Below are 26,535 nucleotides of genomic sequence, written 5' to 3' on the forward strand. Positions count from 1 at the left end.
CCGTCATCCTACTACCGGCCTCAGACCGGCGACCCGGCGCGGCACGAAGGGGGCGCCGCCCCTCGTCAGATCGAATCGCGACCACTTCACATTACCGGCCTCATCGGAATGGACGGTGTAGTACTCGACCTGAAGCGTCCCGTTGTCGAGCGCCTTCTGGAGCGCTTCCCGCAAGTCCGGGCGGTCGCGCAGCGCGGCCTTCAGGTCCGGATCGCGCTCCAGCACCCAGGCGAGGTACTCGGGGGTGCCCTGCTCCGCCTTCTTGCCGCCATCGACCAGCCGCCCGCCCAGGTCGGAGCCGACGCCCTTGGCCTCCACCACGGTGAGACGCGGAGGATCCCTGGTGAGGGCGGCGGTCACGTCCAGGGTTCCGGGCACCCCCGGCTCGTCGTCCACCAGCGGTGTGAGCCGGACGCCTCCGGCGGCGTTGGTGGCGAAGTCGATGGCCGCGACCATTCCGAGCCGCTCGCTGAGGCGCACCAGTTCCTTGTTCTTGGCGGTGTACTGGCGGGCGAGATCGGAGAGCCTGTCCAAGTCGTCGATCAGGGCGGCCCGGCGCTGCGGGTCCAGCGCGGTGTTATTGCGCACCGCCTGCGCCGCGGATTCGAGCGTATCGCGCAGTTTCTTCTGACCCAGATCGTGAATCCGCTCGATTCCGTAGAGATTGCCGCCGTCCTCTTTCTTCGGGAATCCCGCTATTCCGGGCAGCGCGTCTATCTGGGCCCGCAGCGCATCCTTTTCGGCCTCGACCTTCGCGCGCTGCGCGGCCAGCTCGTCGAGCCTCCGTTTGGCCTCGTCGCTCGGAGTGTGGTCATGGGGCCCGTCGGCCACCACGGCCTCGAAGTCGTAGGGACGTTCCCGGAACTTGTCCTTGACGAACCGCCCGGTCTTCTCGTCCTGCAACTGCTGGGTCAGCTCGTTACGGAAGGTGCCCGGATCGTCCCCGTCGAAGTGCAGCCTGCCGTCCGGGGTGCGGAACGTCGTCTCCGGGTCGCCCTCCCTGTGCAGCCTGCCGTCCGGCCCGGTGATCAGCGGCGGAGGATCGTCCTGGGACGGCGCTGCCCTCGCGGCGAGATCGGTACGCGGCCCGGCGTCCTGGCCTTCCGGCGGATCCGAGGGGTATCCGTCGTGGCCGGCGGGCGTGGTGGTGCCGTTGGGGTGGTGGGCCGTCCACGAGCCGTTCGGAGGCCAGGTGGGCTGCGGGCTGCCGTCCGGACCCCGCTCGGCGGACGACGCGAAGACGTTGCCGTCGCTGTCGGACCAGGCCAGGCCGTGCGGGGCCAGGACGGGGACGCCGAGCCTGCGGGACAGTTCGGCGGCGAAATCACCCTCGCCCGTCCGGCACGACAACAGCATGACCTCGCGGCCGTTCCAGTTCGGGTCGTTGCGGATGAGCGCCGCCACGTCGTCCACGCTCAGCCTGCGCCCGCCCACGCGCACGCCATCCGGGTCCCCGTGCGCGTCGACGACGAACCGCCGCGGATCCGCGGGGACGCGGCGGGCCAGATCGCGCATGCCGTCCTCGCCCGGGCCGTAGAAGGCGCGTCCGGCCAGGGTGGATGTGCTGTCACGGAAGACATCCCGCAGATGCTCCGGCAGGTCGGCCGGGACGTGTTGGCCGGCGGGCGCCTCGGCCTGATGCGAGGGCTCGGCGGCGTGCTGGGGGCTCGGGGCGTCCTGGTACCAGCCGTACTGGGACGCCGCCGGGGGCCGCGCCGGACCGGCGGGCCGTCCGCTCAGGTCGGCGCCGGGGCCGCCGTCGCGCGGGCCTGGCGGCGGGACGTCCTGAAGCGCCCGGTCGAGGGCGTCCTTGAAGCGGCCGATGACCCGTTCGTTGATCGCCCGGTCGAGCGCGTCCTCCTCCGGGGTCAGCGGACGGTTCTGCTCCTCGGCCGCGTTCGGCAGGTCGCGGCGCACCTCGTACAACGCGTGCTCGTAGGCGGCGACCTCGTCGATCGACTTCAGATGCAGCCGCAGCTCGCCGATGTGACCGTTCGGCATGCGGACGGTCAGCTGGACGTCCCGATAGCCGCTCGGAACGGGGTTGAGCATCCGGTCCTTGAACGACACGATCTCGATCCCGTGCCGGGCCGCGACCGAGCGGAGGCCGTCGAGCGCCCGGTACAGGTCCGCGACCGTATCGAACTGGATCTTGGCGCCCAGCAGATCGTTCAGCCGGCTCGCGTCCCCGCCGTAGTCACCCATGATCTTGTCGAGGGCCCGCACACGGTCCTTCTCACCGGGACGCATATGCGGTTCCCCGCCCAGCGCCGGATCGTGCACCAGCGCCCGCAGCGCCGGAACCGACTCGCGCATCCGCTGGTACAGGCCGTCCAGGTAGGAGTTCAGGTACGGGTCGTTCCTGCCGTTGGCCGGATCCACCTGGGACGGGTCGAAGTCCGGCTGGGACGGCGCGACCCGCGGGTTGCGGTCCTCGCCGGGACGCCGGCCCTCCTGCACCTCGCCCGCCAGCCGCTCGCTGATCTCGCGCTGCGCGTCGGTGAGAGGAGTGGGCTCGGCCTTCGGCCCCGTCCCGTCCAGGATCGCCTCGGGACCGCGCCGCTCCACGTCCGCGACCGCCTGCTCCAGAATGCCGACCGCCTCGGGGTGGCCGAGCAGGCTGTTGAGCGTTTTGGGACGGGACAGCAGCGACTCCCGCAGCGACGTCTCCAGCGCGTTCAGCCCGTCCCCGGCGACGATGCGCGCCAGCTCCGGGTGATGGGGAAGGTCCTCCTCAAGCCGGCGGCGGAGGTCGCTCCCGAGAGGCTCGCCCGCCCGCTCCAGCATCCGCTGGACCTGCGGGTCGTCCATGACGCGCCGCACCGTGTCGTCCGGCCGGCGTGCGGCCTCCGACGGTGGTTCCGCGCCATGGTTCGCGTCGCCCTCACTCGGCGACGAGGCCAGCTCACCGCCGCGCGCCGCCACGGTTCCCGGAGGCGGACCCGGCGGGATCGCGGTGGCCCGGATGTCGTAGACGGGCCTGCCTCGCTCATCCACCCCCCGGTACTCCACGCTGGTGATCTCGTACCGGGTGCCGCGCGGCAGGATCAGCTCGCGCTGGTCCGGATAGGCGCTGTCGTGCCCCATCCAGACACCGCGCGACCCGGGCGGCAGGTCGATGTGCATGTGGTAGCTGAACGGGTTGCCGTCCACGGTCGCCGGATCCCGCCCGAGCGAGGTGGACATGTACGCGGGCTCGGTCTGCGTCGACCCCACCAGCAACGCCGGGTCGCGGCTCCCCAGCGGCGTCCCGTCCGCGAGCCGCATGAACGACACATCGTGCAGCCCGCGCTCCACCTGGATCGGCTCGGGAAGCGGCTGGTTCAGGGCCTGGTCGAGTTCGGCGATCCGCTGGTTGAACGCGTCCACCGTGGGCGGCCCGCCCAGGTACTGGGCCAGGAACTCCCGCTGCTGCGAGGACTGCACCAGGCCGGCGATCCGGTGCTCGGGGTTGGGGAACGACAGGATGTGTTGCAGCAACGCCCGCTGCTGAGGCGACAAGCCGGGGTTGGACCACAGGCGATGCAGGTCCGCCGTCCGCGGCACGTAGCCGCCGTTCATGCGGGCCAGCTCCCACGCCGCCCGGTGCTCGTTCTCGATCCGGTTCAGGTAGCCGGGCAGATCCGCCCCGGGACGCAGGAACGGGTTCGGCATCGACTGCACCGTGTACCAGTGCAGCGCCTGCTGAAGCTGGGGCGGCAACCCGTCGAACACATGCCCCAGATGGTTCTCGCCGTACGCGTCGCCCTCGGCATCGCTGTCGAAGCGCCGCACCCCGTCCGGCCCCACCTGCCCGGGTGCCGGGTCGGCAGGCGGAGGATCGGCCGCGGTCCACCCGCTCGACGACACCTGCCCGTTCTCGTCCACCCGGACCGGCCCCGTCGGGCTGACCACGCGAACCCCGAGCTCCTGCGCGAGCCGCCGCCCGTACTCCCCGCCACCCACGTTGTCCGCGAGCAGCATGACCTCGCGGCCGTTCCAGTTCGGGTCGTTCCGGATGAGCCGCGCCGCCTCCTCGGGCCGCAACCTGCGCCCACCCGGCGCCAGCCCATCCCTGTCCCCAGGCCCGTCCAGCACGAACCGCCGAGGATCCGCCGCAACCCTCCGAGCCCGCTCACGCAACGCCGGATCATCATGCAGCGACCGCCCGGCCGGAGTCTCCCCACCCCGAGTGTCAGCCCCCACCCCGGGCTCACCAGGCGCCCGCGGCTCCCCACCCGAACTGGAATCCCCGGCCAACCGAGAATCAACAGCCGCCCCAGACCCCGCCACCCGCGGATCAGCAGGCGTTCCAGAACTCGACGCCCGCGCATCACCGGGCGCACCTGTGGACGTACGAGAATCGCCGGACGTGCGCTGCCCAGCGACGCCGCCCGGGTCCGAAGCCGCACGCGGATCAGCCACATCCCGCGAATCCGCAGACGTGCGCGACCCCGCATCCCCTCGCGAATCAGCACCAACACCCGAAGACGCCGCCACCCGCGGATCACCGGGCGATCCGGAACCTGCCACACCCGGATCACCGGGCGTGCCCGCCGGTGCGCGGGAATCAGTGCGCTGCCCAGCGACGCCACCCTCACTCGCACGTCCACCAGCAGGCGCCGCCGAACCCGTTGGGGTAGGCGAACCAGAAGACACACGCGGATCGCCAGGCATTCCTGAGCTTGGTGTGCGGACATCGGCGGGCGTGCGCTGCCCAGCGGTGCCCTCAGGACCCGAAGGCGCTGTCGTGGCCACCGAGCTGGGCGCGCTAGCGGGCACACGTGGATCGCTTGGCGTGCGCTGGCCGGTGGTGCTTTCCGGGCCTGAAGCCGTACGCGACCCCGCTCTTGGATCAGCGCCAGTGTCCGAAGGCGTTGTCGCAGCGGGCGTGCGGGAGTCGGGGCGCTGTTCGGCGGCGGTGCCCTCGCCTGCGCGCCCAGCGGCGGGCGCAGTTGGGGTAGGCGAGTGAGAAGGCGCACGTGGATCGCTAAGCGTGGGTTGTCCAGCGTTGCTTTCTGGGACTGAAGCCGCGCGCGGGTCTCGCGGCCCCGCGTCGGCTCGTGGATCAGTGCCAGTGCTTGAAGGGGCTGCTGCGGGCGTCCAGGAGCCGGAGTCCGACCTCGCGTTGGATGTGGCGCCCGGACTCGCCGGGGCTCGGGCATCGCCGGGCGTTTCGGGGCTTGGTGTAGGTGGGGTGGGGGTGTCCGGTTGTTGGCCGGGGCCTCGGGAGGCGGCTGGGGTTCTTGCGGTGTCGGGAGGGGTGGTGACGGGGTGGCCTGGGGCGTGGCCCGCGGTGCCGGACGGGGTGGTGTCGCCGTTGGGGTGGTGGGTGGTCCAGCCGCCGTTCGGGGGGAGGTCGGGCAGGGTGCGTCCGTCCGGGCCGGTGGTGCCCGAGGAGGCGTAGACGTTGCCGTCGGCGTCGGACCAGGCGAGGCCGTGCGGGGCGGTCACGGGGACGCCCAGGCGCGCGGCCAGTTGTTCGGCGAAGGTGCCGCCCGCCGTGTCGCACGACAGCAGCATGACCTCGCGGCCGTTCCAGTTCGGGTCGTTGCGGATCAGGTCCGCGACGTCGTCGACGCCGAGCCTGCGGCCGTCGACGATCACGCCGTCGGCGTCGCCGTGGGCGTCCACGACGAACCGGTCGGGGTCGGGAGGGACGCGCTGGGCGAGGTCGCGCATGGGAGCGTCGTCCGCGCCGTAGAAGGACCGCCCGGCGGGTGTGGCCTCGCTGTTGCGGTAGACATCGCCCAGGTGGGACGGCAGTCCCTCAGGTGCTCCGGTGTCCTGCTGGTCCGCCGTGCCGGGGTCGTCGGTGGACTCGGCCGACTCGCGGTGCCGCGGGCCGTCGCCGTCCTGGGGCGGGGCGCCGCCGCCGTCCGTGGTCTCCCCGCTCAAGTCGAACTGGCGGCGCTCGTATCCCGCGTAGTACGGGTTCCCGTCGTCGTCGATGCCCACCTTGGCGCGGGCGTAGTGGTATTCGAGCTGTCCGTCGTCCAAGGCGTCGCGCAGCGCGTAGGCGAGGTCGGCGTCGTCCCCGCCGCGCTGCTCCATCGCGTCCAGCAGGCTGTCGACATAGGCCGGGTGGCCCTGCTGGTAGGAGAACCCGCCCTCGCCTATGCGGGAGCCGAGCTGGGCGGACGGCCCCTTGGCCTCGATGACATAGTGCCGCACCTCGCCCGTCTCGGGGTCGGTGACCCGGTACACCTGGTCGAACTCGCCGCTGCGCGCGGTGCGGGCGGGTTCGCCGTCGGCGTCCGGACGCGGGAACAGTTGCTCGACCTGGACCTCCCGGTCCCCGTACCGGTCGCGGAGCAGGTCGGCGAACGCGTCCCTGGCGGCGTTCTCCCCGAGGTCCTCGCCCAGGCCGGTCTGCTCCTCGAACGCCTGGCGCCGTTCCTCGAAGTTCTCGGGCGAGGAGTCGTTCTTGTAGTTCTCGGCGGCCTCCCTGGCCCGTTCGATGGCCTCCGAACGCTGGTCGATGAGGCCCTGGAGTTCCGCTCGCCGCTCGGGGGTGGCGGACTGCGAGACGGGCTGCGGCTCCACGTACTGGGCGCGGACGACGGGCCTGTCCGGGAGCGGGTCCCAGCCGCCGCGTTCGGCGTTCCAGGCCAGCGGCGGGTGGACGTGTCCGTCCGCGTCCGGGGTGGTGGTGCGGCGGATGGCCTGGCCCTCGCGCAGGTAGTAGTTGCTCCAGTCGAGGGTCTCCCGCTTGAGCCGGCGCGTCTCGGGGGAGTCCTTGACCGAGTCTCCGGGGGTCCGTTGCGGGTCCTGCGTTCCCGCGTCGTCGTCCCCGCGTGAGCGTGGCGCGGGGTCCCCGTCCTGCTGGGGTGTCCTTCCGTCCCCTTCGGAGCCACGCGGTGGGACGGAGTCGCCTGCGAGCGACGACGACGGTGAATCCGTACGTGGCGGGGTGCCACCGGTTGGCGAGGGCTGTTCGGTCGGTGTGCTCGCCGGGTCGGGCCTGGCGGCGGGCGCGGCGCCGTCGGGGCGCTGCGTCCCTGCGGGGGTGGCCGGGTCCGCGGTTCGCGGGGGTGGCACCGTGCTCGCCGGATCCGGCCTGGCGGCCGGTGTGGGGCCGTCGGGTCGTGGCGCCGTGGGTGGGTCTGCTGGGCGGGGACGGGTGCCGCCATTGGCGGGAGTGGTGTCGGTTCGTCCGGGGCGCGTGCTCGGCGGCTGCGATTCGGGACGGGTCAGCGGGTCCCTTGCCGGCGGGCGGGTGTCGGTGGACGGGGATGGCGAGGGGCGGGACCCTGGTGAGCCGCCGCCCGATGGGGATCCGCCGCCACCGGCCATCCCGGGGGCGCCGCCCATGGGGACGGCGCCGGGTGAGGCCGCGGGGCCGGGTGTCGCGCTGCCCGCCGGGGTGCTCGCCGCCGCGGGCGCGGGCGCGCCCCCGGCCGTGGACGGGCTCCCGGACGCGCCCGCATCGCTCGGCATGGACGAGAGTGACGCACCCGGGATCGTTCCGGGAGCGGGGCCGCCGCCACCGCCGGTGTCACCGGCCAGCAGGCTCGCGACGCGGTTACCGCCGCCGGACGTGCCGCCGTCCGAGGAGCCACCGCCCGGCGATCCACCGTCGCTGTGAACCGGCGTCGGTTGCGGCGATCCACCCGGTGACGAACCGCCGCTCTCCGTGCCTCCGGTGGACGGCGTCGGCGAGCCGTGGCTGCTGGAGGTGTCGGTCGAGGGGCCACTGGACGGCGAGGACGAACCGGACCCGTCCGTGCTGCCGCCGGGGCTTGAGTAGGTGGAGGGCGGCCCGCTTGAGGAGTCCGAGCCTCCGGGCGGTGGGCCTGAAGGTGATCCGCCAGGCGATGGGCCGTCGCCCGTGCTCGGCGCGGGGCCATGGGTCGGGCCGGAGCCGGGGTTCGATCCGCCATCGCCACCGCTCTGGCCGGAGCCCCCGCCATCGCCGTATCCCGTGCCTGGAGCGGGGCCGGAGCCCGCGTGGGTGCCGCCGTCTCCGCTGGAGCCCGTTCCGGGGCTCGGGCCGCCTTCGCCGCCGGTTCCCGAGCCGCGGCCTGGACCGGAGCCGCCCGGGTCCGAACCCGAACCGGGGCTTCCGGGATCCGATCCTGGGCTGGAGCCGCCGGGGTCCGATCCGCCCGCGGGGTTCGAGCCGCCGCCGTCGTCGGAGCCTCCCGGGTTCACACCGCCGCCCGCGTTCCCCGAGCCGAACTCGCCGAGACCGCCTCGCGCACCACCGATGGCGCCGCCGGCCGCGCCGGAGGTGGCGCCCTTGGCGATGTCCTCCCACGAGAGGCTTTCGCCGTGAATGGCGGCCGAGGCCACGGTGCCCGCGACGCCGCTGATGGCCTCGGAGGCGCCCTCCCGCACGGCGCCCTTGAACGTGCTGCCGAGCGCGGTGTCCGCGGCGCCGTCGACGCCGGGGATCTTGCCCAGGCCGCCGGCGACACCGCCGGAGATCGCGCCGCCGATGGCGCCGTCCACGGTGGACCGGAGCGTCTGGCCCCAGTTGATCCCGTCCCGGTTGCCCTGCGCCACCTGGATGCCCTGGATCAGCAGGTCCAGGCCGCCGCCTTCCAGCGCGCCCATGACCGCCCCGTGGATGATGACGTTACGGGCCAGCCAGGACAGCAGCCGCTGGAAGATCGTCCGGGAGGCGATCTGCGCACCCGCCTCCACCGCCGGGATCGCGGCCGTGGACGCGCCGAACGTCGCGAAGGCCGAGTAGATCAGCATGATGATCTCGATCGCCGTGATGATCAGCAGGGCGATGAACATGTACTTCGCGTACTCGATGTCCGTCGCGCCGTCGTTCATCACCTTGGCGAGCTGATCGCACGCGTCGGCCAGTTTCGTCAGCCGTTGCGGATCGGTGCTGACCCAGGTGTCCCAGTGCGCCCTGAAGCGTTCGGCGGCGTAGCCGTCCAGCGTGCTGACCACGTCGAACGCCACGCTGCCCAGGTCGTCGATCAGGTTGCGGACCTCACCGCCGGCGGTCGTCCAGCCTTCGGCGACCCGCCGCATGGCGGTCTCGTCCCCCTCCGGCCAGTCGGCGCCCACGATCCAGGACAGCCATTTGACCGAGTCGGGGATCTCCATCCCCACGGGTCAGGTCCCCCTGATCGTCGCGGCGTCCTCGGCGGCTTCGTACTGCTTGGCCATCTGGTCGACGCCCTTGCGGACCTCTTCGAGGCCCTTCGCCAGCTCGCCGAACAGCTTGAGCACGTCCTGGCTCGGCTTGAGGTAGTTCTTCTCGAACTCCTGGCCGGTCTTGTCGCCGCCCCAGCACTTGCCCTCGGCCGAAATGGCGGCGTTCAGCCGGTCGTGGATCCTCTTCAGGGTGCTCGACCCGGTGGTGAAGCCGCGTCCGGCGCGCCGCAGCCCCTCGGTGTCGACCTGTAGTTCGTACGTCATCGGTCCAGCAATCCGTAGCGTTCGCGGACGGCGTCGAAGTCACGGGGCGGCTCGCGGACCAGCTTGGTGAGGTCGAAGCCCTCCTCGGTGGCGCCCTCGGGGACCAGCCCCTCCATGGCCTGCTTCATTTGCGCGGAGACCTCGCCGACGGCCTTGCCGGACGCCTCCATCACGGCCTCGGCCAGTTCCTCCGAGCCGAGCCTGCGCAGGCCGCGCGGGTCGAACTCCACGGAGGTCAGGCGGCCCTGGCGGTCGACCTTGACCTTGACGGTCCCGTCCTCGGACTCCCCTTCGGCCTCGATCGCGGCCAGCCGCTCCTGTAGCTGCTTCAGCCCAGCCTGGCGGCGCTTGTACTCCGCCAGCAGCTCATCGATGTGAGCCTGCCACTCCGCGCGCACCCCTGATCCCTTCGCGATCCCCTGGCACGGCCGGTCGTCACCTCGCCCGTCATCTGATCAAGACGCGGCCGAAAGCTTCATTGTTCATGAATGCGCCGGATTTCTCCATCCCTCTGCATAACCGGCGCTCTTGATCTGCGGAAACGCCGAAAATCCCGGACAAGGTGATCAACCGCGCGACGCGGGCCCGTTCCGCCGGACGATCAACCCGCGGCACGGAGGCGTTCGGCGACGCGCTCGGGCGGGACGTCGTTGATCCACGCGCCCATGCCCGACTCCGAGCCCGCCAGGTACTTGATCTTGTCGGGTGCGCGGCGGATGGAGAACAGTTGAAGGTGCAGGCGGAGCAGGTCGCGTCCCTCCCCCACCGGGGCCTGGTGCCAGCCCGCGACGTACGGAAGCGGCGCCCCGTACAGGGCGTCGCAGCGGCGCAGCAGGTCCCGGTACAGGACGGCGAGCTCGTCGCGCTCGTCCTCGGTGAGCCCGGCCAGATCCGGTACGTGCCGGTGCGGCATCACATGGGCCTCGACCGGCCAGCGCGCCGCGGCCGGGACGAACACCGTCCAGTGCTCACCGGCCCGCACGATCCGCGAGCCGGCCGCGCGTTCGGCGGCCAGCACGTCGCCGAACAGCTCGCCGCCCGTCGCGTCGCGGTGCGCGGACGCCCGCTCCAGCATCCGCGCGGTACGGGGCGTCACGAACGGGTAGCCGTAGATCTGCCCGTGCGGGTGGTGCAGGGTCACGCCGATCTCCACGCCGCGGTTCTCGAACACGAAGACCTGCTCGACCTCCGGCATCGCGGACAGCGCGGACGTGCGTTCCGCCCATGCCTCGATCACGAGCCGGACCCGGGACAGCGGCAGCCGCGCGAGCGTCGCGTCATGGTCGTCGGTGAAGCACACGACCTCGCACCGCCCCGTGCCCGGCATCCGCGGGAACAGCTCGTGCCCGTCCACCGCGTCCAGGACGCCCCGGGACGCGGAGCCTTCGGGACGGGCGGAGCCCGCGGACCTCGCGGGGACCGGTGTCCGTGCGGAGAACGACGGGAAGCGGTTCTCGAAGGACACGACCTCGTAGCCGGGGTCGGGGATCTCCGAGGCGGGGCCGCCCGGGCACAGCGGGCACTGGTCCGCCGGGGGAAGGAACGTGCGGGTGTTGCGGTGAGCGGTGATCGTCACCCATTCGCCGGTGAGCGGGTCGCGCCGGGACTCGCACCGCGGCTCGACGGCCGGAAGGTCGCGGGGGTCGGGCACCGGCACCCGGCCGCGCCGGTCGTCGAAGTAGATGATCTCGCGGCCGTCGGCCAGCCTGCTGCGCGTGCGGAACACCGGGCGAAGACTACTAAGCGGGGACCGCGCGCCCCCAGGCGACCGCTAGGGCCAGCGGTACCCGGCGCCCTGGCCCGGGATGTGGTACGGCTGGTAGCACATCGTCGTCACATGCTCGTCCTTGCAGGTCAGGCACAGATAGGTACGGTGCCCGCGCAGCCCGCGGCCCCGCTCGACACAGGGCGGGCAGCCGCAGGGCGACCAGCCGACGATGACACGTCCGGGACCGAGCCGATGCCCCTGCGGGCACATGAACGGCACATGCTGCACGCGCCCAGCCTACTCGAACATATGATCGACAGCCATGCGGCGGCTAGCGGTCGCGCTCCACCACCATGCGGGCCAGCGCGCGCAGTTCGTCGGCCGCCGGAGGGCGGGGAGCCGCCAGGTCGAGATGGACGAGGGACTCCTCCAGATACTCCCCGGCACGCTGGACGGCCCAGGCCCGGCCGCCCGCGGCCTCGACGAGGCCGGCGGCACGGGCGGCCTCCGCGTCGCTCAGCGCCTGGTCCCGGTGGTAGAGCGCGGCCAGTTCCGCGGCCTCGGGCGTGCCCGAGGTGAGGGCGGCCACGACGGGCAGGGACTTCTTGCGGCTGTGCAGGTCGGAGTGGACGGGCTTGCCGGTGACATCGGGATCGCCCCAGATGCCCAGCAGATCGTCGACCAGTTGGAAGGCCAGGCCGAGCCGCTCCCCGAACCTGCGGAAGTGCTCGATCCGCGCGGCCGGGCCGCCACCGTGACCCTCGCGGCCGTGCCCGTCGTGGCCGTGCCCCTCGCGGCCGTGCCCGTCGCGGCCGTGCGCTGCGCCGATCGCGCAGGCGCCGCCGAGCAGCGCGGCGGTCTTGTTCGCCGCCATGGCCAGGCACTCCGGCAGCGTCACGTCGGCGCGGCGCTCGAACGCCATGTCGGCGCTCTGCCCCTCGACCAGGTCGAGCACGGCCCTCGCGAGGATCCCCACGGCCCGCGTCGCGGCCGGGTGCCCGGCGGCCGTGAGCGCCTCGAACGCGCAGGCCAGCAGGGCGTCCCCGGCCAGGATCGCGGCGTTGCCGCCGAACACCGCCCAGGTGGCGGGACGGTGCCGCCGCACCAGGTCGCCGTCCATCACGTCGTCGTGCAGCAGCGAGAAGTTGTGCGCCAGCTCGACGGCGACCGCGGCCGGCACCGCCGCCTCGGCGGTGCCGCCGGCCGCCCGCGCCGTCAGCAGGACCAGCGCCGCGCGGATCGTCTTGCCCCCGCCCCCGGCGGCGGGACGGTCGTGCTCGTCCCGCCAGCCGAAGTGGTACGCCGCGATCCGGCGCATCGAGTCGGGAAGGTAGGCCGCGGTCTCGTGCAGCGCCGGGTCGAGCAGGCCGCGGCACCAGGCCAGCACCTCGCTCGCGGGCCGGGCCGGGACCGCCTGCCCCGGTACCGTGGCCTCACCGGTCACCGCGCCACCTCGACGTTCTCCAGGACGCCCAGCGCGTCCGGTACCAGCACCGCCACGGAGTAGTAGGAGCTGACCAGGTACGAGACGATCCCCCTGGAGTCGACGCCCATGGCGCGGACCGTCACCCCGGGCCGGACCTCGCCGGGCAGCCCGGTACGGCGCAGGCCGATCACGCCCTCGTCGTCCTCGCCGGTCCGCAGGCACAGGATCGAGCTGGTCCCGGACGGGCTGATCGGGATCTTGTCGCAGGGGAGGATCGGCACTCCGCGCCACGCCTGGACGCGGGCGCCCTCCCGCTCGACCGTCCGCGGGTAGACGCCACGGGCCGTGCACGCGCGGCCGAACGCGGCGATCGCCTTGGGATGGGCCAGGAAGAACCGCGACTTGCGGCGCCGGGTCAGCAGCTCGTCCAGGTCGTCCGGGGTGGGCGGCCCGGTGCGGGTGGAGATGCGCTGCCGCAGGTCGGCGTTGTGCAGCAGCCCGAAGCCGCGGTCGTTGACCAGGTCGTCCTCCTGGCGCTCGCACAGTGCCTCGACGGTCAGCCGCAACTGCTGCTCGACCTGGTTCATCGGCTCGTTGTAGAGGTCGGCCACGCGCGTGTGCACCCGCAGCCTGGTCTGCGCCACGCTCAGCTCGTACTCGCGCGGAGACGGCTCGTAGTCGACGAACGTGCCGGGCAACACCGGCTCACCGGCATGACCGGAGGCCAGCTCGACCGCCGCCTCGCCCTTGCTGTTGCGCGGAGGCTCCGGCGCCCGCCGGTACGCGTCGAGGTGTGCGCGCAGCGCCTCGGAACGTCCGGTCAGCTCCTCGATGTCGGCGAGGGGCAGGACCAGGACCGTCGTCGGGGTGAGCGCCCTGGCCGAGCGTTCCCAGGTGGCGCCGGGCCCGAGCAGCGCCCGGTCGCCGAGGAACCTGCCACCGGTCAGGATCTCCAGCGCCGTCTCGCCGCCGTACTCGCCCCTGCCGGCCAGCCGCACCTTGCCGTGCGCGATCAGGACGACCCGGTCGAGCGGGGCGCCCGACTCCACGATCGGTTCCCCCGGCCCGTACTCCCGCTGGACGAGCCGTTCCGCGAGGGCGGTCAGGACCTCGTCGTCGGCGAACCCCCGCAGCGGCGCCAGCTCGGCCAGCTCGGCGGGGACGACGCCGACCCGGTCCCCGGTGTCGACGAACGTGATCAGCCCGTCGCCGAGCCGGTAGGTGAGGCGGAGGTTCACCCGGTAGGCGCCGGATCTCACCTCGACCCAGGGCAGCAGCCGCAGCAGCCATCGCGGGGTGATGGCCCGCATCTGCGGCACGGACTTGGTCGTGGTCGCCAGGTTCCGCGCCGCCTCCGTGCCGAGGCTGAGCCGCCGCGCGCTCATGGGGCCTCGCCGTGGGCGATCTCGGCGCCGTCCAGGATCGCCAGCGCGTCGGGCACCAGCACGGCGGCGGAGTAGTAGGCGCTGACCAGGTAGGAGATGATCGCCCTCTCGTCCACGCCCATGAAGCGGACCGACAGGCCGGGCTGCACCTCGTCGGGCAGGCCGGTCTGGTGCAGCCCGATCACGCCCTGCGCGGCCTCGCCGGTCCGCATCAGCAGCACCGGGCTGGTGCTGGTCGCGCTGATCGGGATCTTGTTGCACGGATAGAGCGGGATGCCGCGCCAGGCGGGAACGCGGTGGCCCCCGACGTCCACCGCGTCGGGGTAGATCCCGCGCCGGCTGCACTCGCGCCCGAACGCCGCGATCGTCTTGGGATGGGCGAGGAAGAACGCCGGCTCCTTCCAGACGAGGGTGAGCAGCTCGTCCAGGTCGTCGGGCGTGGGCGGGCCGGTGCGGGTGGGGATGCGCTGGCTCGGCTCGGCGTTGTGCAGCAGCCCGAAGTCGCGGTTGTTGACGAGCTCGTTCTCCTGGCGTTCGCGCAGCGCCTCGATGGTCAGCCGCAACTGCTGCTCGACCTGGTTCATCGGCTCGTTGTAGAGGTCGGCGACCCGGGAGTGGACGCGCAGCACGGTCTGCGCCACGCTCAGCTCGTACTCGCGCGGGGACGGCTCGTAGTCGACGAACGTGCCGGGCAGCACCGGCTCGCCGGCATGGCCGGAGGCCAGCTCGATCGCCGCCTCGCCGTGCGGGTTGACCGGCCGCTCCGGCCCCTGGAGGAACCGCTCCACATGCGCCCGCAGGTCCTCCGAGAGGTTGAGCACCTGCTCGAACTGCTCGCGGTTCAGGGTGAGCACGGTGCAGGCGGTCAGCGCCTTGACCGAGTACTCCCAGGCGGTCTCGTCGCCGACGAGGGCACGGTCGCCGAAGAAGCCGCCACCGGCCAGCACGCCCAGCACCGCCTCGTCGCCGTACTCACCGGTGCCGATCTTCCCGGCCTTGCCGTGCGCGATCAGGACGACCCGGTCGACCGCGGTGCCGGACTCGACGATCAGCTCGCCCGGTTCGTACTCCTCCTCGATGAACCGGCCGGCCAGCGCCTCCAGCACCGGCTCGTCCTCGAACCCGCGCAGCGGCGCCAGCTCCCCCAGCTCGCGCGGGACGACCCTGATCTGGTTGCCGGAGTCGAAGAACGAGACCCGCCCGTCGCCAACGGTGTAGCTGACCCTGCGGTTGACACGGTAGGTGCCGCCGCCCGCCCGCACCCATGGCAGCAGCTTGAGCAGCCATCGGGTGGAGATGCCCTGCATCTGGGGGACGGACTTGGTCGTCGTGGCAAGGTTGCGCGCCGCCTGCGTGCTCAGGCTGAACTGCTGGTCCGTGCCCTGCCCGTTCACGCCCTGCTGCTCCGTCACGATCCGCACCGCCGATCTCTGAGGGTGTGCCTGCGGACGAAGCTACACAGGGTGATGAGTCCATAACAATGCGAGAGTTTTCTCACCTTGGATCAACAGACACTCGCTCCCATGCGGCCCCACAGGTGATAGCGCCGGAAGCCCGCCCGGACCACGATCCGCGGGTTTAATACCAGGTCAAACAGGACCAGAATGATGTAACTCACACCTTCTGGGCGCCCCGCCATGGAAGCCGGCGGCCCTCAGCGGACGTTGCCAACCTGGAGGTCCGGGTCCGGCAGGAGGATCCGGCGCATCCGAAAGGAGGAGACCGGAGTGACCACCGTATGGATCGCACTGCTGCTCGAGACGGTCCTCGCGCTGGCCCTCGGGGCCGCTCTGGCCGTGTGGGCGCACCGGCGCCTCCGCCCCAGCGTGGACCGCGAGTTCGACCGCATGATCGCACGCGAGTTCGGCCCCGGCCACAGCCCCGAGCCGGGCACCGAGCTCAGCCGCGACTGAACGGACCCGCGTCAGCTCGACCGCGCCCCGGAACCCACCGGCCTCGGGGCGCTCTCGGTCCCGACCTTGTCGATCGGCACGCGCGCCGTCTCCGGGATCAGCAGCAGCGGGACGATCGCCACCGCCGCCGCCAGCATCAGGTAGTACGCGGGGACGTAGTTGTCGCCCGTCTTCTCGATCAGCGAGCCCACCAGCACCGCCGTCGTCCCGCCGAAGATCGAGGTGGAGATGTTGTAGCCGATGGCGAACGCCCCGTACCTGACCTTGGTGGGGAACATGGCGGGGAAGGTGGAGCCGATCACCGCCAGCATCAGCACCAGCAGGCCACCGACGACCGCGTACCCGGCGGCCACCCCGAGCACGTTGTCGGTCTGGATGGCCGCGAAGGCCGGCCAGCTCAGCACGAGGTACCCGACGGCGGCGGAGACGAGCAGCGGCTTACGGCCGATCCGGTCCGACAGCGCGCCCAGCGGCAGGATCACCGCGATCATCGCCAGCTCCACACCGATGGTGGTGAGCTGCGAGCTCACATCGGCCAGATGCAGGAAGTCGATGAGGTAGGACGGCATGAACGTCAGCAGCGTGTAGTCGGCGATGTTCAGCAGGAAGACGATGCAGATCAGCTTGAACATCATCGGCCAGTTGCGCAGGATCGTCTCCCGCAGCGGCGCCTTGGCCTTGGCCCCGGCCTGCTCGAGCCGCTCGAACTCGGGGGTGTCGGCGATCCGCGTCCGCAGGTAGAGCCCGACCAGTCCGAGCGGGAGCGCGACCAGGAACGGAATGCGCCAGCCCCAGGCGTTCATCTGCTCTTCGCCGAGCCCCACGTGCATGCCGAGCACCAGCCCGGCGCCGAGCACGTAGCCGCTCAGCGTCCCCATCTCCAGGAAGGCGCCGTAGAACCCGCGCCGGTCGGTGGGCGCGTACTCGGCGATCATGGTGGCCGCGCCGCCGTACTCGCCGCCGGTGGAGAACCCCTGGATGAGCCGCACCGCCAGCAGCGTCAGCGGCGCCGCGATGCCGATCGTCCCGTAGCCGGGCAGGACGCCGATGACGAAGGTGGACGCCGACATCATGATGATCGTGGTGGACAGCACCCTCTTGCGGCCGATCCGGTCGCCCAGCGGGCCGAAGAACAGGCTGCCGAAGGGCCGCGCCAGGAACGCCGCGGCGATCAGGGCGAACGAGCGCAGGGTGGCGTTGCCGCCCTCCTCGGGCGGGAAGAAGACGGTGCCGACGATCGCGGTGATGACACCGGCGCTGAACACTCCGAAGTCGAACCACTCGACGCAGTTGCCCATCGCCGAGGCGAGCACGGCCTTGCGCACCGCCCGGATGCCCGGTGCCGGAGCGTCACTCGAACGACCGGATTCAACCGATTCGTCCTTCACGTGTCACCACCCCCCAGTCGCCTGTCCTCTGCCCCCAGAGGACAGGCGCTAACGCAGGGGTGATCCCGTCACCCGGCGTCCGCGGACGTGGAGGGGACGTCCCCCTTGTCCGCCTCCTCTTCGTCGGAGAGCGGGGGCAGGAACTGGGTGCGCTGCGGGTCGGTCACCGGCGGCGGGCCGAGCTCCGGAATGGACACCAGGGCCTGGGTCACCTGCGCCTCCCTGGTGATGATGCCGCTCGACAGGACGGTGTTGCGATGCCGTAGCAAGCCGTTCTCGCGCAGCAGGTCGTCCAGCTCACGGCGCATCCGGGCCAGCCGCCTGCCCTGCCGCAGATGGATCGCGAAGCCGCCGAAGGCGAGACCGAGGACGAAACCCGCCAGCGGCGGCTGCCACATCGCCGCCACCGCCGCGGCCACCAGCGCGATCACCGCCGCCAGCGGGCCGGCCTGCCGCTCCGCCCAGTCCAGAACGATGTTGACCGGCTTGGGGATCCTCACTCGCCTCTCCTCCGTTTCCGCTTCCTCGGGGGCCCGCCAGGATCTCTTCACGGGCGTCCGCGCCGGGGGCCCGGTCTGCACGCGGAGCCGATGTGGGGCCTGCCTGCCCGACGTGGCATGAACGACACGGCCGGGCGCGCATGTTCCATGAACACCAAGGAACGCGCTGAGTTCCTCGCCACACACCGCGCGCACGGGGGACCCGAGAACCTTAACAGCCAGTGACAGATGATCTTGTGGGACCCGCATTCGATCACCGTGCGTGTCCATGCCCGTCCCGCGAACCGTGCGGGCGGGGGATGCGAGGACAGGCCGCGGCCGAATATCGTCACAGGAATGAGCAACCATTTTGACGTCGTGGTCCTGGGCGCGGGTCCGGGTGGCTATACGGCCGCGATCAGGTCGGCGCAGCTCGGCCTGAAGACGGCGATCGTCGAGCAGAAGTACTGGGGCGGTGTCTGCCTGAACGTGGGCTGCATCCCGTCCAAGGCGCTGCTGCGCAACGCCGAGCTGGCGCACATCGTCACCCGCGAGGCGGACAAGTTCGGGATCCGGGCGCAGGGGCCGGTCACCTTCGACTACGGCACCGCCTACCAGCGCAGCCGCGATGTGGCGCAGAAGCTGTCCAAGGGCGTCCAGTTCCTGATGAAGAAGAACAAGATCACCTCGTACGAGGGCCGCGGCGTCTTCACCGACCCCAACACCCTCCAGGTGACCATGGCGGACGGCTCGTCCGAGACGGTGACCTTCGCCAACTGCATCATCGCCGCGGGCGCGCGCACCAAGCTGCTGCCGGGCACCTCGCTGTCGGAACGCGTGGTGACCTACGAGGAGCAGATCCTCAGCTCCGAGCTGCCGGAGAGCATCATCATCGCGGGCGCCGGGGCGATCGGCGTGGAGTTCGCCTACGTCCTGCACAACTACGGCGTCAAGGTGACGATCGTGGAGTTCCTCGACCGCATGGTCCCCCTGGAGGACGCCGAGGTCTCCAAGGAACTCGCCCGCCAGTACCGCAAGCTGGGTGTGGACGTGCTCACCTCCACGCGGGTGGACGGCATCGACGACTCGGGCGACACGGTCAAGGTCACCGTCACCGGCAAGGACGGCGTCGAGAAGGTCCTGGAAGCCGACAAGGTGTTGCAGGCCATCGGCTTCCAGCCGAACGTCGAGGGCTACGGGCTGGACAAGACCGGCGTGGTCCTGACCGACCGCGGCGCGATCGAGGTGGACGGCCGCTGCCGCACCTCCGTCCCGCACATCTACGCGATCGGCGACGTGACCGCCAAGCTGATGCTGGCGCACGCGGCGGAGAACATGGGCATCGTGGCCGCCGAGACGATCGGCGGCGCGGAGACCATGGAGCTGGAGTACGTCATGATCCCCCGCGCCACCTACTGCCAGCCCCAGATCGCCAGCTTCGGCTGGACCGAGGCGCAGGCACGCGAGCAGGGCTTCGACGTCAAGGTCGCCAAGTTCCCCTACAGCGCCAACGGCAAGGCGCTGGGCCTGGGCGAGACCGACGGCTTCGTGAAGATCATCAGCGACGACAAGTACGGCGAGATCCTCGGCGCGCACATGATCGGCCCCGAGGTGACCGAGCTGCTGCCCCAGCTCACCCTGGCCCAGCAATGGGATCTGACCGTCCACGAGGTCGCCCGCAACGTCCACGCCCACCCGACCCTGGGCGAAGCCATAAAGGAAGCCGTCCACGGCCTGGCCGGCCACATGATCAACCTGTAAACCCCCCAAACGGAAGCAAGGGGCGAACCCCCAAAGGGGGCGAGGGGCGGAGCCCCTACCCGGGGTCAGTGGCCGCCGCCGCGAGCCGTCAAGGCGAGCGGCGGTGGTCGCTGGCCCCGGCACCGGGGGGCGTGGGGGGTCGCCCCCCCACAATGAAACACCCCCCCACAATGAAACTGCGCTCCAGGGCCTGAATGTGCAACGAACTGCCAGGTCAGCGCATGATTTGTGAATGTAGCGGTTGCCTCGTGTCCACCTAGACTTTCGCTTGTCAGCGAGAGATGGGGGCAGCGCAACCATGACCATGTCGCCTGCGATGGAGCCGGAAAGCGTTGCCGGGGCGGTGCGGGTCTCGGAGCCGGTGGCGACGCGGCGGCACTATCTGATGTGCCGTCCGGAGCACTTCGCGGTCACCTATGCGATCAATCCGTGGATGGATCCGGGGGCGGGCGCGGATGCGGCGCGGGCCGTCCGGCAGTGGGAGTCGCTGCGGGAGACGTATGTGGCGCTGGGCCACGAGGTCAGTTTGATCGATCCGGTCGAGGGTCTGCCGGACATGGTCTTCGCCGCCAACGGTGCGCTGGTGGTGAATGGGCGCGCGTATGGGGCGCGGTTCGCCCATCCGGAGCGGGCGGCGGAGGGTCCGGCGTACGCGGCGTGGTTGCGTGCCAACGGGTTCTCCGAGGTGCTGGAGGCGGAGCGGACGAACGAGGGCGAGGGCGATTTCCTGGTCCTGGATGAGCTGATCCTCGGCGGGACGGGTTTCCGTACCGAGCTGGCGGCGCATCAGGAGGCGCAGGAGTTCTTCGGCCGTCCGGTGGTGACGTTGCGGCTTGTGGATCCGCGTTTCTATCACTTGGACACGGCGCTGTTCCCGCTCGGCGGTGACAATGTCGCCTATTACCCGGAGGCGTTCTCGCCGGGGAGCCGGGCGGTGCTGGAGCGGCTTTTCCCCGACGCGGTGATCGCGGACGCGCGGGACGCCGGGGTGCTCGGGTTGAACGCGGTGTGCGACGGCCGCCATGTCGTGATCAACGCGGAGGCGACCGGGCTCATGAAGGGCCTCCGGGAGCGCGGTTACGAGCCCGTGCCCGTGGACCTGTCCGAGCTGCGCAAGGCGGGGGGCGGGCCCAAGTGCTGCACGTTGGAGTTGCGCGGCGCGCCTTCGGTGTAGCGAGGATGGAATGGGGGGAGGTCCGCGCGCACCTCAACGCGCACCGGCATGAGCTTGGCCACATCGCGAGCCGCCTCTATCCGGAGGTGCCTCGTGTGGAGGGGACGGCGTTGCTGACCCGGCCGGAGTGGATGCCAGGCGCGCCCATCCCGCTTGAGTCCGTGCGGTTGCATTGGGATCCGCGGCCGCCTGAACCCGCCGTGGCCGATCCGGACGATGGCTTGCCCGAGGGCTACCGGACCTATGCGGACGCGATGGCGGCCTTGGCCCCGCCCAAGGTGTTCGAGGATCGCCCTAGTTACCGCCTTCTCGGCGCGGATCTCGTCACGAACCGCCCAGAACTCACGCTAGGCCCGTCCCACTACTTCGCGGGTCTGAACGTGGGTGAGGCGGTGGCGCACGAGCTGGCGGCCGATCCGCACGCCACAAGGCTTCCCCTGCGGGAATGTGTGGGCGATCCCTGCGACCTCAGCCGCCGCACGGTGTTGCCCGCCATCACCACGGTGACGGTCACACGGTCGGGTTCGTACGTCCTGCACTGGCGCGACCCCGCGAAGGTCGTCCACGCGGGAGGGCTTCACCAGGTGATGCCGGTCGGCGTCTTCCAGCCCTTGGGCACGGCGAGCGCCGCGGGTTCCGACCTGGACCTGTGGCGGTGCATGGTCCGGGAGTTCAGCGAGGAACTGGTCGGCGCGGACGAGGACTACGGACCAGGGTTCGACCAAGACGCGTGGCCGTTCCAGCAGGCGCTCGACAAGGCCCGCCAAGAGGGACGCCTGACCGTCCACTGCCTCGGCATGGGCGTCGACCCGCTGACCCTTGCGCTGGACATCCTGACCGTGGCGGTCTTCGACGATGCGACGTTCGACGGGCTCTTCGGCGCGATGGTGGAGGTCAACGCCGAGGGACGGGTGATGCGCGCGGCGTTCGACGGGACCGTTCCGGAGCCCATGCAGCCGGCGGGCGCCGCCGCGCTGAGGCTGGCGTGGCGCCGGCGCGCCGCACTGCGCCTGGCCTGACGCTCAGCTCTCGCGGGCGGGTCCCTCCGGCTCGCTCTCGCGGGCGAGTCCCTTGAGCTCGTCGAGGGCGTCGGTGAGGTGGTCGATGACCTCCGACGGGGTCGGGACCAGGTCGCGGCAGGCGATCACGCCCACGTCCACCTTGCCGTCGTAGGAGAACACGGTGATGTTGATCCCGCCGCTGATGTCGGTGACCACCGAGGCGGGGTAGTAGCCGTGCAGCCTGGCCCCGCACAGGTACAGGGGGAACTGCGGGCCGGGCACGTTCGAGATCATCAGGTTCATCGGGCGGACGCTGAGGGCGGGGAGCGCCTGTTGCGCCAGCCGCCACAGCGGGCCCGCCAGCGGCGCGGGCAGCATCTCGGTCAGCTCCCGCACCCAGTCGGACCCGGACATCGCGAACCGCCTCTTGCCCAGCTCCAGGTCGCGCCGGACGGCGGCGTAGCGCTCGGCGGGGTCGGCGATGTGGACGGCCAGCGGCGTCGTCATGATGGACAGCCGGTTGGCGGGCTCGTTCTCCTTACCGTTGCGGCGCGCGGGCTTGCGCAGGGACACGGGCACGCCCACGACCAGGGGTCCCTCCGGCAGGGCGCCGCGCTTGTCCAGCCATTGCCGCAGCGCGGTCGCGCACAACGCCATCACGACGTCGTTGACGCTGCCGCCGAGCGCCCGCCGGATCTCCTTGATCTCGCCGAGGTCGAGCTCGCCGTAGGCGAACGAGCGGCGTGGCCCGATGGGACGGTTGAACGGGGTCGGCGGCGCGACCGTGCGGGGGGCGCGCGGCGTCTCGTCCAGTCCCAGCGCCTCCTGCATCATGTGCGACACCACGGCGACGCCGGGGACCTGCGAGACTCCCGGGATCTCGTCGAGGTACGGGGCCGCGCGCACCGCGGAGAGCGCGGTCTGGAGGGGGAACAGCGCGGCCTTCAGCAGTCCGGCGCCGACCATGCCGGCCGGGCTGGGCGCGCATTCGGGTTCAGCGTCGTCGGCGGGGACCTCGCGGGGCTCGGGTGTCAGGTCCAGCAGCGCGGCCAGGGCCTCGGCGGCGGAGACGCCGTCGATCGCGGCATGGTGGGACTTGATGTAGACGCCGGTCATGCCGTCCGCCAGGCCGTGGATGATGACGATCTCCCACAGCGGCCGGGTGCGGTCGAGCGGGCGTTCGTGCAGCATCGCGCAGACGTCGGCGAGCTCGCCGGGGCCGCCTGGGGCGGGCAGCGCGATCTCAAGGATATGGCGCCGGGGGTCGAACGCGGGGTCGTCCTCCCAGTACGGGTGGTCGAGGCCGAGCGGCACCTGGGCGAGCCGCCGCCGGAGCGGGCGCGCGGCCAGGTGGGCGCGCTCGCGGATGAGATCGGCGACCGCGGCGGCCGTGAGCCGTCCTTCCGGGCACAGGGACGCGTCGACGACGGCCAGTCCCGCGATGTGCGCGTGCGTGGTGCTCGTCTCCGCGTTGAGGAATGTGGCGTCCACTGCGGTCAGTTGGCTCATATCGTCCCGTCTCGGCGTGTGCGATGGCTGGGCCGTGCCCGTCCCGGGGCCGCGCCCACCCCTCTAGGAGTTAGGTAATACCGGACCGTAGGTCAATGCAGGCGGGGAGGAAGTAACTCGGACTTAACGGGGCGTTTCACCCCGTTCACCAGGTGCAATTCCCCGACCGATGCCATGATCCCAGGAGCTTTCCCGACTTTCCGACCGGTGCCGGTCAGGAAACCCCACAGCAATGATCAAATCTCGTTCCGCCGCGGCACCGCCCGGCCGCCATTAGGCTCTGCTGCCATGACGGGACGACCACTTGAGGAGATCGTCGAAGCCGGCTGGGCCAAGGCCCTCGACCCGGTCGCCGAACGGATCGCGGCGATGGGCGACTTCCTGCGCGCGGAGATCGCCGCGGGCCGCCGTTACCTTCCGGCCGGACAGCACATTCTACGCGCGTTCACCCAGCCCTTCGATGAGGTGCGGGTGCTGATCGTCGGCCAGGACCCGTATCCGACGCCGGGTCATCCGGTCGGGCTCAGCTTCTCGGTCGCCCCGGACGTCCGCCCGCTGCCGGCCAGCCTGATCAACATCTTCCGCGAGTACCGCGCCGACCTCGGTTATCCGGAGCCGTCCAACGGCGACCTCTCCCCCTGGGCGCGGCAGGGCGTCCTGCTGCTCAACAGGTCGCTCACGGTGATGCCGGGGAGACCGAACTCACACCGGGGCAAGGGCTGGGAGGAGGTCACCGCCCAGGCCATCCAGGCGCTCGCGGCGCGGGGCCGCCCGCTGGTGGCGATCCTGTGGGGACGCAACGCCCGCGACCTCAAGCCGCTGATGCCGGGCGTGCCCTGCATCGAGTCGGCCCACCCGAGTCCCATGTCGGCCGACCGCGGCTTCTTCGGCTCCCGCCCGTTCAGCCGCGCCAACCAGTTGCTCCAGCAGCAGGGCGCACCCCCTGTCGACTGGCGCCTCCCCTGACGCGCACCGGCGCCTTCCCTGACGCGCTCCGCGCCATCCCCCGGGTGGCGCCGCCCCTCGGCCGCGCTACCCCTCGGGGAGGCTGAGCAGCACGCTGGCGAACTCGCTGGGCGCCGGAGAGCCGGGGTCCGGCAGCGGCGTGAGGCGGCGCTCGCCGTGGCTCCAGTAGACACCGGGCGCGCACGGGTCGTCGGCGTCGGCGTGCATCTCCCGGACCACGTCCGCGAAGACCGGCAGCACCTCCAGCACCGCCGTCGAGGTGATCGGGTAGAGCAGCAGGGTGCTGTGGCAGGGGACCCCGACCAGCGCGCCGTGCCGGTTCGGCCCCGGCAGGAACTGCTCGACCTCGCTCAGCAGCGCGGACACGTAGCGGCTTCCCGGCTTGGTCACGACCCGCACGTTCCGTCCGGGCAGCAGCGGCTGGTCGCGGACGGAGACGTCCGCCAGCTCGCGGTCGTGGGTGTTGGTCATCACATAGCCGAGCTTGCGCAGGCCCAGCAGCCCGGCACGGGCCTTGGTGAGCGGGCCGCCGTACCGGGGATGCTCGATCATCACCATGGCGTCGAAATGGTCGCCCGCCGGCACCACGACCAGGCCCTCGCGGTCGCGCGGCGCCAGCTTCGGCACGATGCGCAGCCGCAGCAGCTCGCGCACGTCGCCGAACAGCTCCATTTCACCCACGGCCAGGAACGCCCTGTGACCGATCTCCCGCACCCACTCGTCCACCACCCGTGGCCAGGACTCCTGCGGCTCGCGGGCACAGCGCTCCAGCACCGTCCACGTGGAGGCGCGCGCCTCCGACCGGCCGACCGGCAGCACGACCTCCGAGGTGCCGGGATCGAACCAGGCGCTGGGCGCCACCACGGGCAGCAGGTCCCGGATGAGCGCGTGCACGTCGGCGGCCGCGTCAAGCGGTTCCATGCCCATCCCCCTTCAGCGGATCCCGTCCTCGGATACGCCGGACTCGCCGGATCACTGGAACCACCATCTCAGAGTTCGGGCCTTCCGCGCGATCGTTCCGCACCTCGACCCTGCCGGGGAGGCCCGCCGGGTTTATTGGGTGGCGTGATCGTAGGCGTGCCGTGATCCTTGAGTTATGACGGTGTCGCGTGAGAGCCCGCAGGAGATCCTGCGTCTTGTCGAGGCCCCGGGCGCGGAGGACGCCCCGGAGGCCGGTGCGGCGATGCCGTTGGTCTTCAATCTGCACGACCGGAACTCGCCCGCCGACGTGATGGACGTGATGTCGCTGCGCCCGTTCGCGTCCGGGGAGCAGCCCTGGTCCCGCTCCACCCGGCTGGAGCACGTCAAGGCGGACGCGCCGCTGCGCCCGGAGGCGGCGCGGCTGACGCGCGTGGCGCACGAGCCCGGCAAGGAGTCGCTGCTGGCCGAGGGCGAGGGCTGGACGCTGCTGGTCAACCGCTGGAAGAACGGCGCCGCCTACCTCGCGGTGTCCGCGGTGACCGACGAGCTGGCCGAGTCGATCCTGGACGAGTGCGTCCGCGACGCCACCGACCCGCCCGAGACCGACGACACCCACGTGGAGATGGGCTTCTGGCACATGGGCGCGCACGGCCCGGTGCGCACCGAACGGGCCATCTCCGCCGACACCTGGCAGGACATCCGGCGCAACTACACCGCGCCGGTCGCCGAGGCCCTGGACCGGGTGATGGGACTGGGACGCGACGAGGTCTCCGGACGGCTCCTGCTGCTGCACGGGCCGCCCGGCACCGGCAAGACCACGGCCCTGCGCGCGCTGGCCCGGTCGTGGAACGACTGGTGCCAGGCCGACTGCGTGCTCGACCCCGAGGCGCTGTTCGGCACGCCGAGCTACCTGATGGAGGTCGCGGTCGGCGACGAGGACGAGGAGGAGCGCCGCTGGCGGCTGCTCATCCTGGAGGACTGCGACGAGCTGATCCGCGGCGAGGCCAAGCAGTCCACCGGGCAGGGCCTGTCCCGGCTGCTCAACCTCACCGACGGCATGCTGGGTCAGGGGCGGGACGTGCTGGTGGCCATCACCACCAACGAGGACCTGGCTCGCCTGCACCCGGCCGTGGTCCGTCCCGGACGGTGCCTGGCGCAGATCGAGGTGGGACGGCTGACCCGGGAGGAGTCGCTGGCCTGGCTGGACGACGCCGGCGCCGGGGAGGCTTCGCGGATCGGCCCCGAGGGCGCGACGCTGGCGGAACTGGTCGCCCTGCGCAAGGGCGAGCAGGCGCCGTCCACCGCCCAGGACACGCCACCGGCCACGGGCTTCTACCTGTAGCGGGCGGCCGGGGCGCGCGGGCCGCCGCCATGGCTCGCGGCCGCGGCTCGCGGCCGCGGCGCGCGGCCGTGGCTAGGAGCCCACTGAATAAGGCGTGGTTGGGGCGGGAAGGGCGCCGACAAGGCCGTCTGAGCGGCGGTTCAGGTCAGACCTCGAAGGGCCGACACGTGGTCGCCCTTCCCGCGTGGTCCAGCTTGGC

The 26,535-nt window shown here is 71.7% G+C and carries 18 protein-coding genes; 6 read left to right on the forward strand and 12 right to left on the reverse strand.

What is annotated here, in order from left to right; translation table 11 throughout:
• Positions 1 to 3: 3 nt before the first annotated feature.
• The 8 genes from QSK21_RS02320 to QSK21_RS02355 all read right to left on the reverse strand — a co-directional run bounded on the left by QSK21_RS02320 (position 4) and on the right by QSK21_RS02355 (position 15,294).
• The gene (locus QSK21_RS02320; RefSeq protein ID WP_285693324.1) at positions 4 to 9,048 is read right to left on the reverse strand and encodes a DUF8616 domain-containing protein; all 9,045 of its coding nucleotides are present in this window, start codon (positions 9,046 to 9,048) and stop codon (positions 4 to 6) included.
• A gap of 9 nt (positions 9,049 to 9,057) precedes the next feature.
• On the reverse strand, positions 9,058 to 9,363 hold the full coding sequence (locus QSK21_RS02325; protein ID WP_285693281.1) for a WXG100 family type VII secretion target: 306 nt from the start codon (positions 9,361 to 9,363) through the stop codon (positions 9,058 to 9,060).
• Positions 9,360 to 9,761 (reverse strand): YbaB/EbfC family nucleoid-associated protein, encoded by a 402-nt coding sequence (locus QSK21_RS02330; protein WP_285693283.1) that lies wholly within the window; start codon positions 9,759 to 9,761, stop codon positions 9,360 to 9,362. Before QSK21_RS02330 ends, QSK21_RS02325 begins: the two co-directional genes overlap by 4 nt.
• Positions 9,762 to 9,964: 203 nt before the next feature.
• On the reverse strand, positions 9,965 to 11,089 hold the full coding sequence (gene galT, locus QSK21_RS02335) for a galactose-1-phosphate uridylyltransferase (RefSeq protein WP_285693286.1): 1,125 nt from the start codon (positions 11,087 to 11,089) through the stop codon (positions 9,965 to 9,967).
• Positions 11,090 to 11,134: 45 nt separating this feature from the next.
• Positions 11,135 to 11,359 carry a hypothetical protein gene (locus QSK21_RS02340; RefSeq protein ID WP_285693288.1) on the reverse strand — a complete coding sequence of 75 codons (225 nt, stop codon included), beginning with the start codon at positions 11,357 to 11,359 and terminating at the stop codon, positions 11,135 to 11,137.
• A 43-nt stretch (positions 11,360 to 11,402) separates the two neighbouring features.
• The gene (locus tag QSK21_RS02345) at positions 11,403 to 12,515 is read right to left on the reverse strand and encodes a polyprenyl synthetase family protein (RefSeq protein WP_285693289.1); all 1,113 of its coding nucleotides are present in this window, start codon (positions 12,513 to 12,515) and stop codon (positions 11,403 to 11,405) included.
• Positions 12,512 to 13,882, reverse strand: coding sequence for a family 2B encapsulin nanocompartment shell protein (locus QSK21_RS02350; protein WP_285693293.1), 1,371 nt, complete (start codon positions 13,880 to 13,882; stop codon positions 12,512 to 12,514). The genes QSK21_RS02345 and QSK21_RS02350 overlap by 4 nt, the downstream gene beginning before the upstream one ends.
• Complete coding sequence (locus QSK21_RS02355; protein WP_285693295.1) at positions 13,879 to 15,294, reverse strand: family 2B encapsulin nanocompartment shell protein; 1,416 nt, start codon at positions 15,292 to 15,294, stop codon at positions 13,879 to 13,881. The genes QSK21_RS02350 and QSK21_RS02355 overlap by 4 nt, the downstream gene beginning before the upstream one ends.
• Positions 15,295 to 15,609: 315 nt before the next feature.
• Here QSK21_RS02355 and QSK21_RS02360 point away from each other — a divergent pair, with 315 nt between their 5' ends.
• Entirely contained in the window at positions 15,610 to 15,795 is a 186-nt protein-coding gene (locus QSK21_RS02360) for a hypothetical protein (RefSeq protein ID WP_285693297.1), read from the forward strand.
• Positions 15,796 to 15,806: 11 nt separating this feature from the next.
• Here the strand turns inward: QSK21_RS02360 and QSK21_RS02365 are convergent, their stop codons facing one another.
• Positions 15,807 to 17,120, reverse strand: a complete 1,314-nt coding sequence (locus QSK21_RS02365) for an MFS transporter (protein WP_285693299.1) — start codon at positions 17,118 to 17,120, stop codon at positions 15,807 to 15,809.
• 131 nt (positions 17,121 to 17,251) lie between these two features.
• Positions 17,252 to 17,683 carry a LapA family protein gene (locus QSK21_RS02370; protein WP_285693301.1) on the reverse strand — a complete coding sequence of 144 codons (432 nt, stop codon included), beginning with the start codon at positions 17,681 to 17,683 and terminating at the stop codon, positions 17,252 to 17,254.
• A gap of 336 nt (positions 17,684 to 18,019) precedes the next feature.
• Between QSK21_RS02370 and lpdA the strand changes: the two genes are divergently transcribed.
• The 3 genes from lpdA (at position 18,020) to QSK21_RS02385 (ending at position 21,616) form a co-directional block, all read left to right on the forward strand.
• Entirely contained in the window at positions 18,020 to 19,423 is a 1,404-nt protein-coding gene (gene lpdA / locus QSK21_RS02375; RefSeq protein ID WP_285693303.1) for a dihydrolipoyl dehydrogenase, read from the forward strand.
• Positions 19,424 to 19,739: 316 nt separating this feature from the next.
• Positions 19,740 to 20,597, forward strand: a complete 858-nt coding sequence (ddaH, locus tag QSK21_RS02380; protein ID WP_285693326.1) for a dimethylargininase — start codon at positions 19,740 to 19,742, stop codon at positions 20,595 to 20,597.
• A 5-nt stretch (positions 20,598 to 20,602) separates the two neighbouring features.
• A complete protein-coding gene (locus tag QSK21_RS02385; RefSeq protein ID WP_285693304.1) occupies positions 20,603 to 21,616 on the forward strand; it encodes a hypothetical protein in 1,014 nt (337 codons plus the stop codon).
• Positions 21,617 to 21,619: 3 nt separating this feature from the next.
• On the opposite strand, the gene QSK21_RS02390 is transcribed toward QSK21_RS02385, so the two are convergent.
• The gene (locus tag QSK21_RS02390; RefSeq protein WP_285693306.1) at positions 21,620 to 23,107 is read right to left on the reverse strand and encodes a WS/DGAT/MGAT family O-acyltransferase; all 1,488 of its coding nucleotides are present in this window, start codon (positions 23,105 to 23,107) and stop codon (positions 21,620 to 21,622) included.
• Between the two features lie 288 nt (positions 23,108 to 23,395).
• Between QSK21_RS02390 and QSK21_RS02395 the strand changes: the two genes are divergently transcribed.
• Positions 23,396 to 24,073, forward strand: coding sequence for a uracil-DNA glycosylase (locus QSK21_RS02395; RefSeq protein WP_285693308.1), 678 nt, complete (start codon positions 23,396 to 23,398; stop codon positions 24,071 to 24,073).
• A gap of 66 nt (positions 24,074 to 24,139) precedes the next feature.
• Here the strand turns inward: QSK21_RS02395 and QSK21_RS02400 are convergent, their stop codons facing one another.
• Positions 24,140 to 24,994: a hypothetical protein gene (locus QSK21_RS02400; protein WP_285693309.1), complete on the reverse strand. Its 855-nt coding sequence runs from the start codon at positions 24,992 to 24,994 to the stop codon at positions 24,140 to 24,142.
• Between the two features lie 175 nt (positions 24,995 to 25,169).
• Between QSK21_RS02400 and QSK21_RS02405 the strand changes: the two genes are divergently transcribed.
• Positions 25,170 to 26,336, forward strand: coding sequence for a DUF5925 domain-containing protein (locus QSK21_RS02405; RefSeq protein WP_285693311.1), 1,167 nt, complete (start codon positions 25,170 to 25,172; stop codon positions 26,334 to 26,336).
• Positions 26,337 to 26,535: the final 199 nt, after the last annotated feature.

This window comes from Actinomadura sp. NBRC 104412 (assembly GCF_030269515.1).
Classification (GTDB): Bacteria; Actinomycetota; Actinomycetes; order Streptosporangiales; family Streptosporangiaceae; genus Spirillospora.

Excerpts from the sequence above, each read along its gene's own strand:
- QSK21_RS02320 (WP_285693324.1), bottom strand. The coding sequence starts at position 9,048 with ATGGAGATCCCCGACTCGGTCAAATGGCTGTCCTGGATCGTGGGCGCC.
- QSK21_RS02325 (WP_285693281.1), bottom strand. The coding sequence starts at position 9,363 with ATGACGTACGAACTACAGGTCGACACCGAGGGGCTGCGGCGCGCCGGA.
- QSK21_RS02350 (WP_285693293.1), bottom strand. The coding sequence starts at position 13,882 with ATGAGCGCGCGGCGGCTCAGCCTCGGCACGGAGGCGGCGCGGAACCTG.
- lpdA (WP_285693303.1), top strand. The coding sequence starts at position 18,020 with ATGAGCAACCATTTTGACGTCGTGGTCCTGGGCGCGGGTCCGGGTGGC.
- ddaH (WP_285693326.1), top strand. The coding sequence starts at position 19,740 with ATGGAGCCGGAAAGCGTTGCCGGGGCGGTGCGGGTCTCGGAGCCGGTG.
- QSK21_RS02385 (WP_285693304.1), top strand. The coding sequence starts at position 20,603 with ATGGAATGGGGGGAGGTCCGCGCGCACCTCAACGCGCACCGGCATGAG.
- QSK21_RS02390 (WP_285693306.1), bottom strand. The coding sequence starts at position 23,107 with ATGAGCCAACTGACCGCAGTGGACGCCACATTCCTCAACGCGGAGACG.
- QSK21_RS02395 (WP_285693308.1), top strand. The coding sequence starts at position 23,396 with ATGACGGGACGACCACTTGAGGAGATCGTCGAAGCCGGCTGGGCCAAG.
- QSK21_RS02400 (WP_285693309.1), bottom strand. The coding sequence starts at position 24,994 with ATGGAACCGCTTGACGCGGCCGCCGACGTGCACGCGCTCATCCGGGAC.
- QSK21_RS02405 (WP_285693311.1), top strand. The coding sequence starts at position 25,170 with ATGACGGTGTCGCGTGAGAGCCCGCAGGAGATCCTGCGTCTTGTCGAG.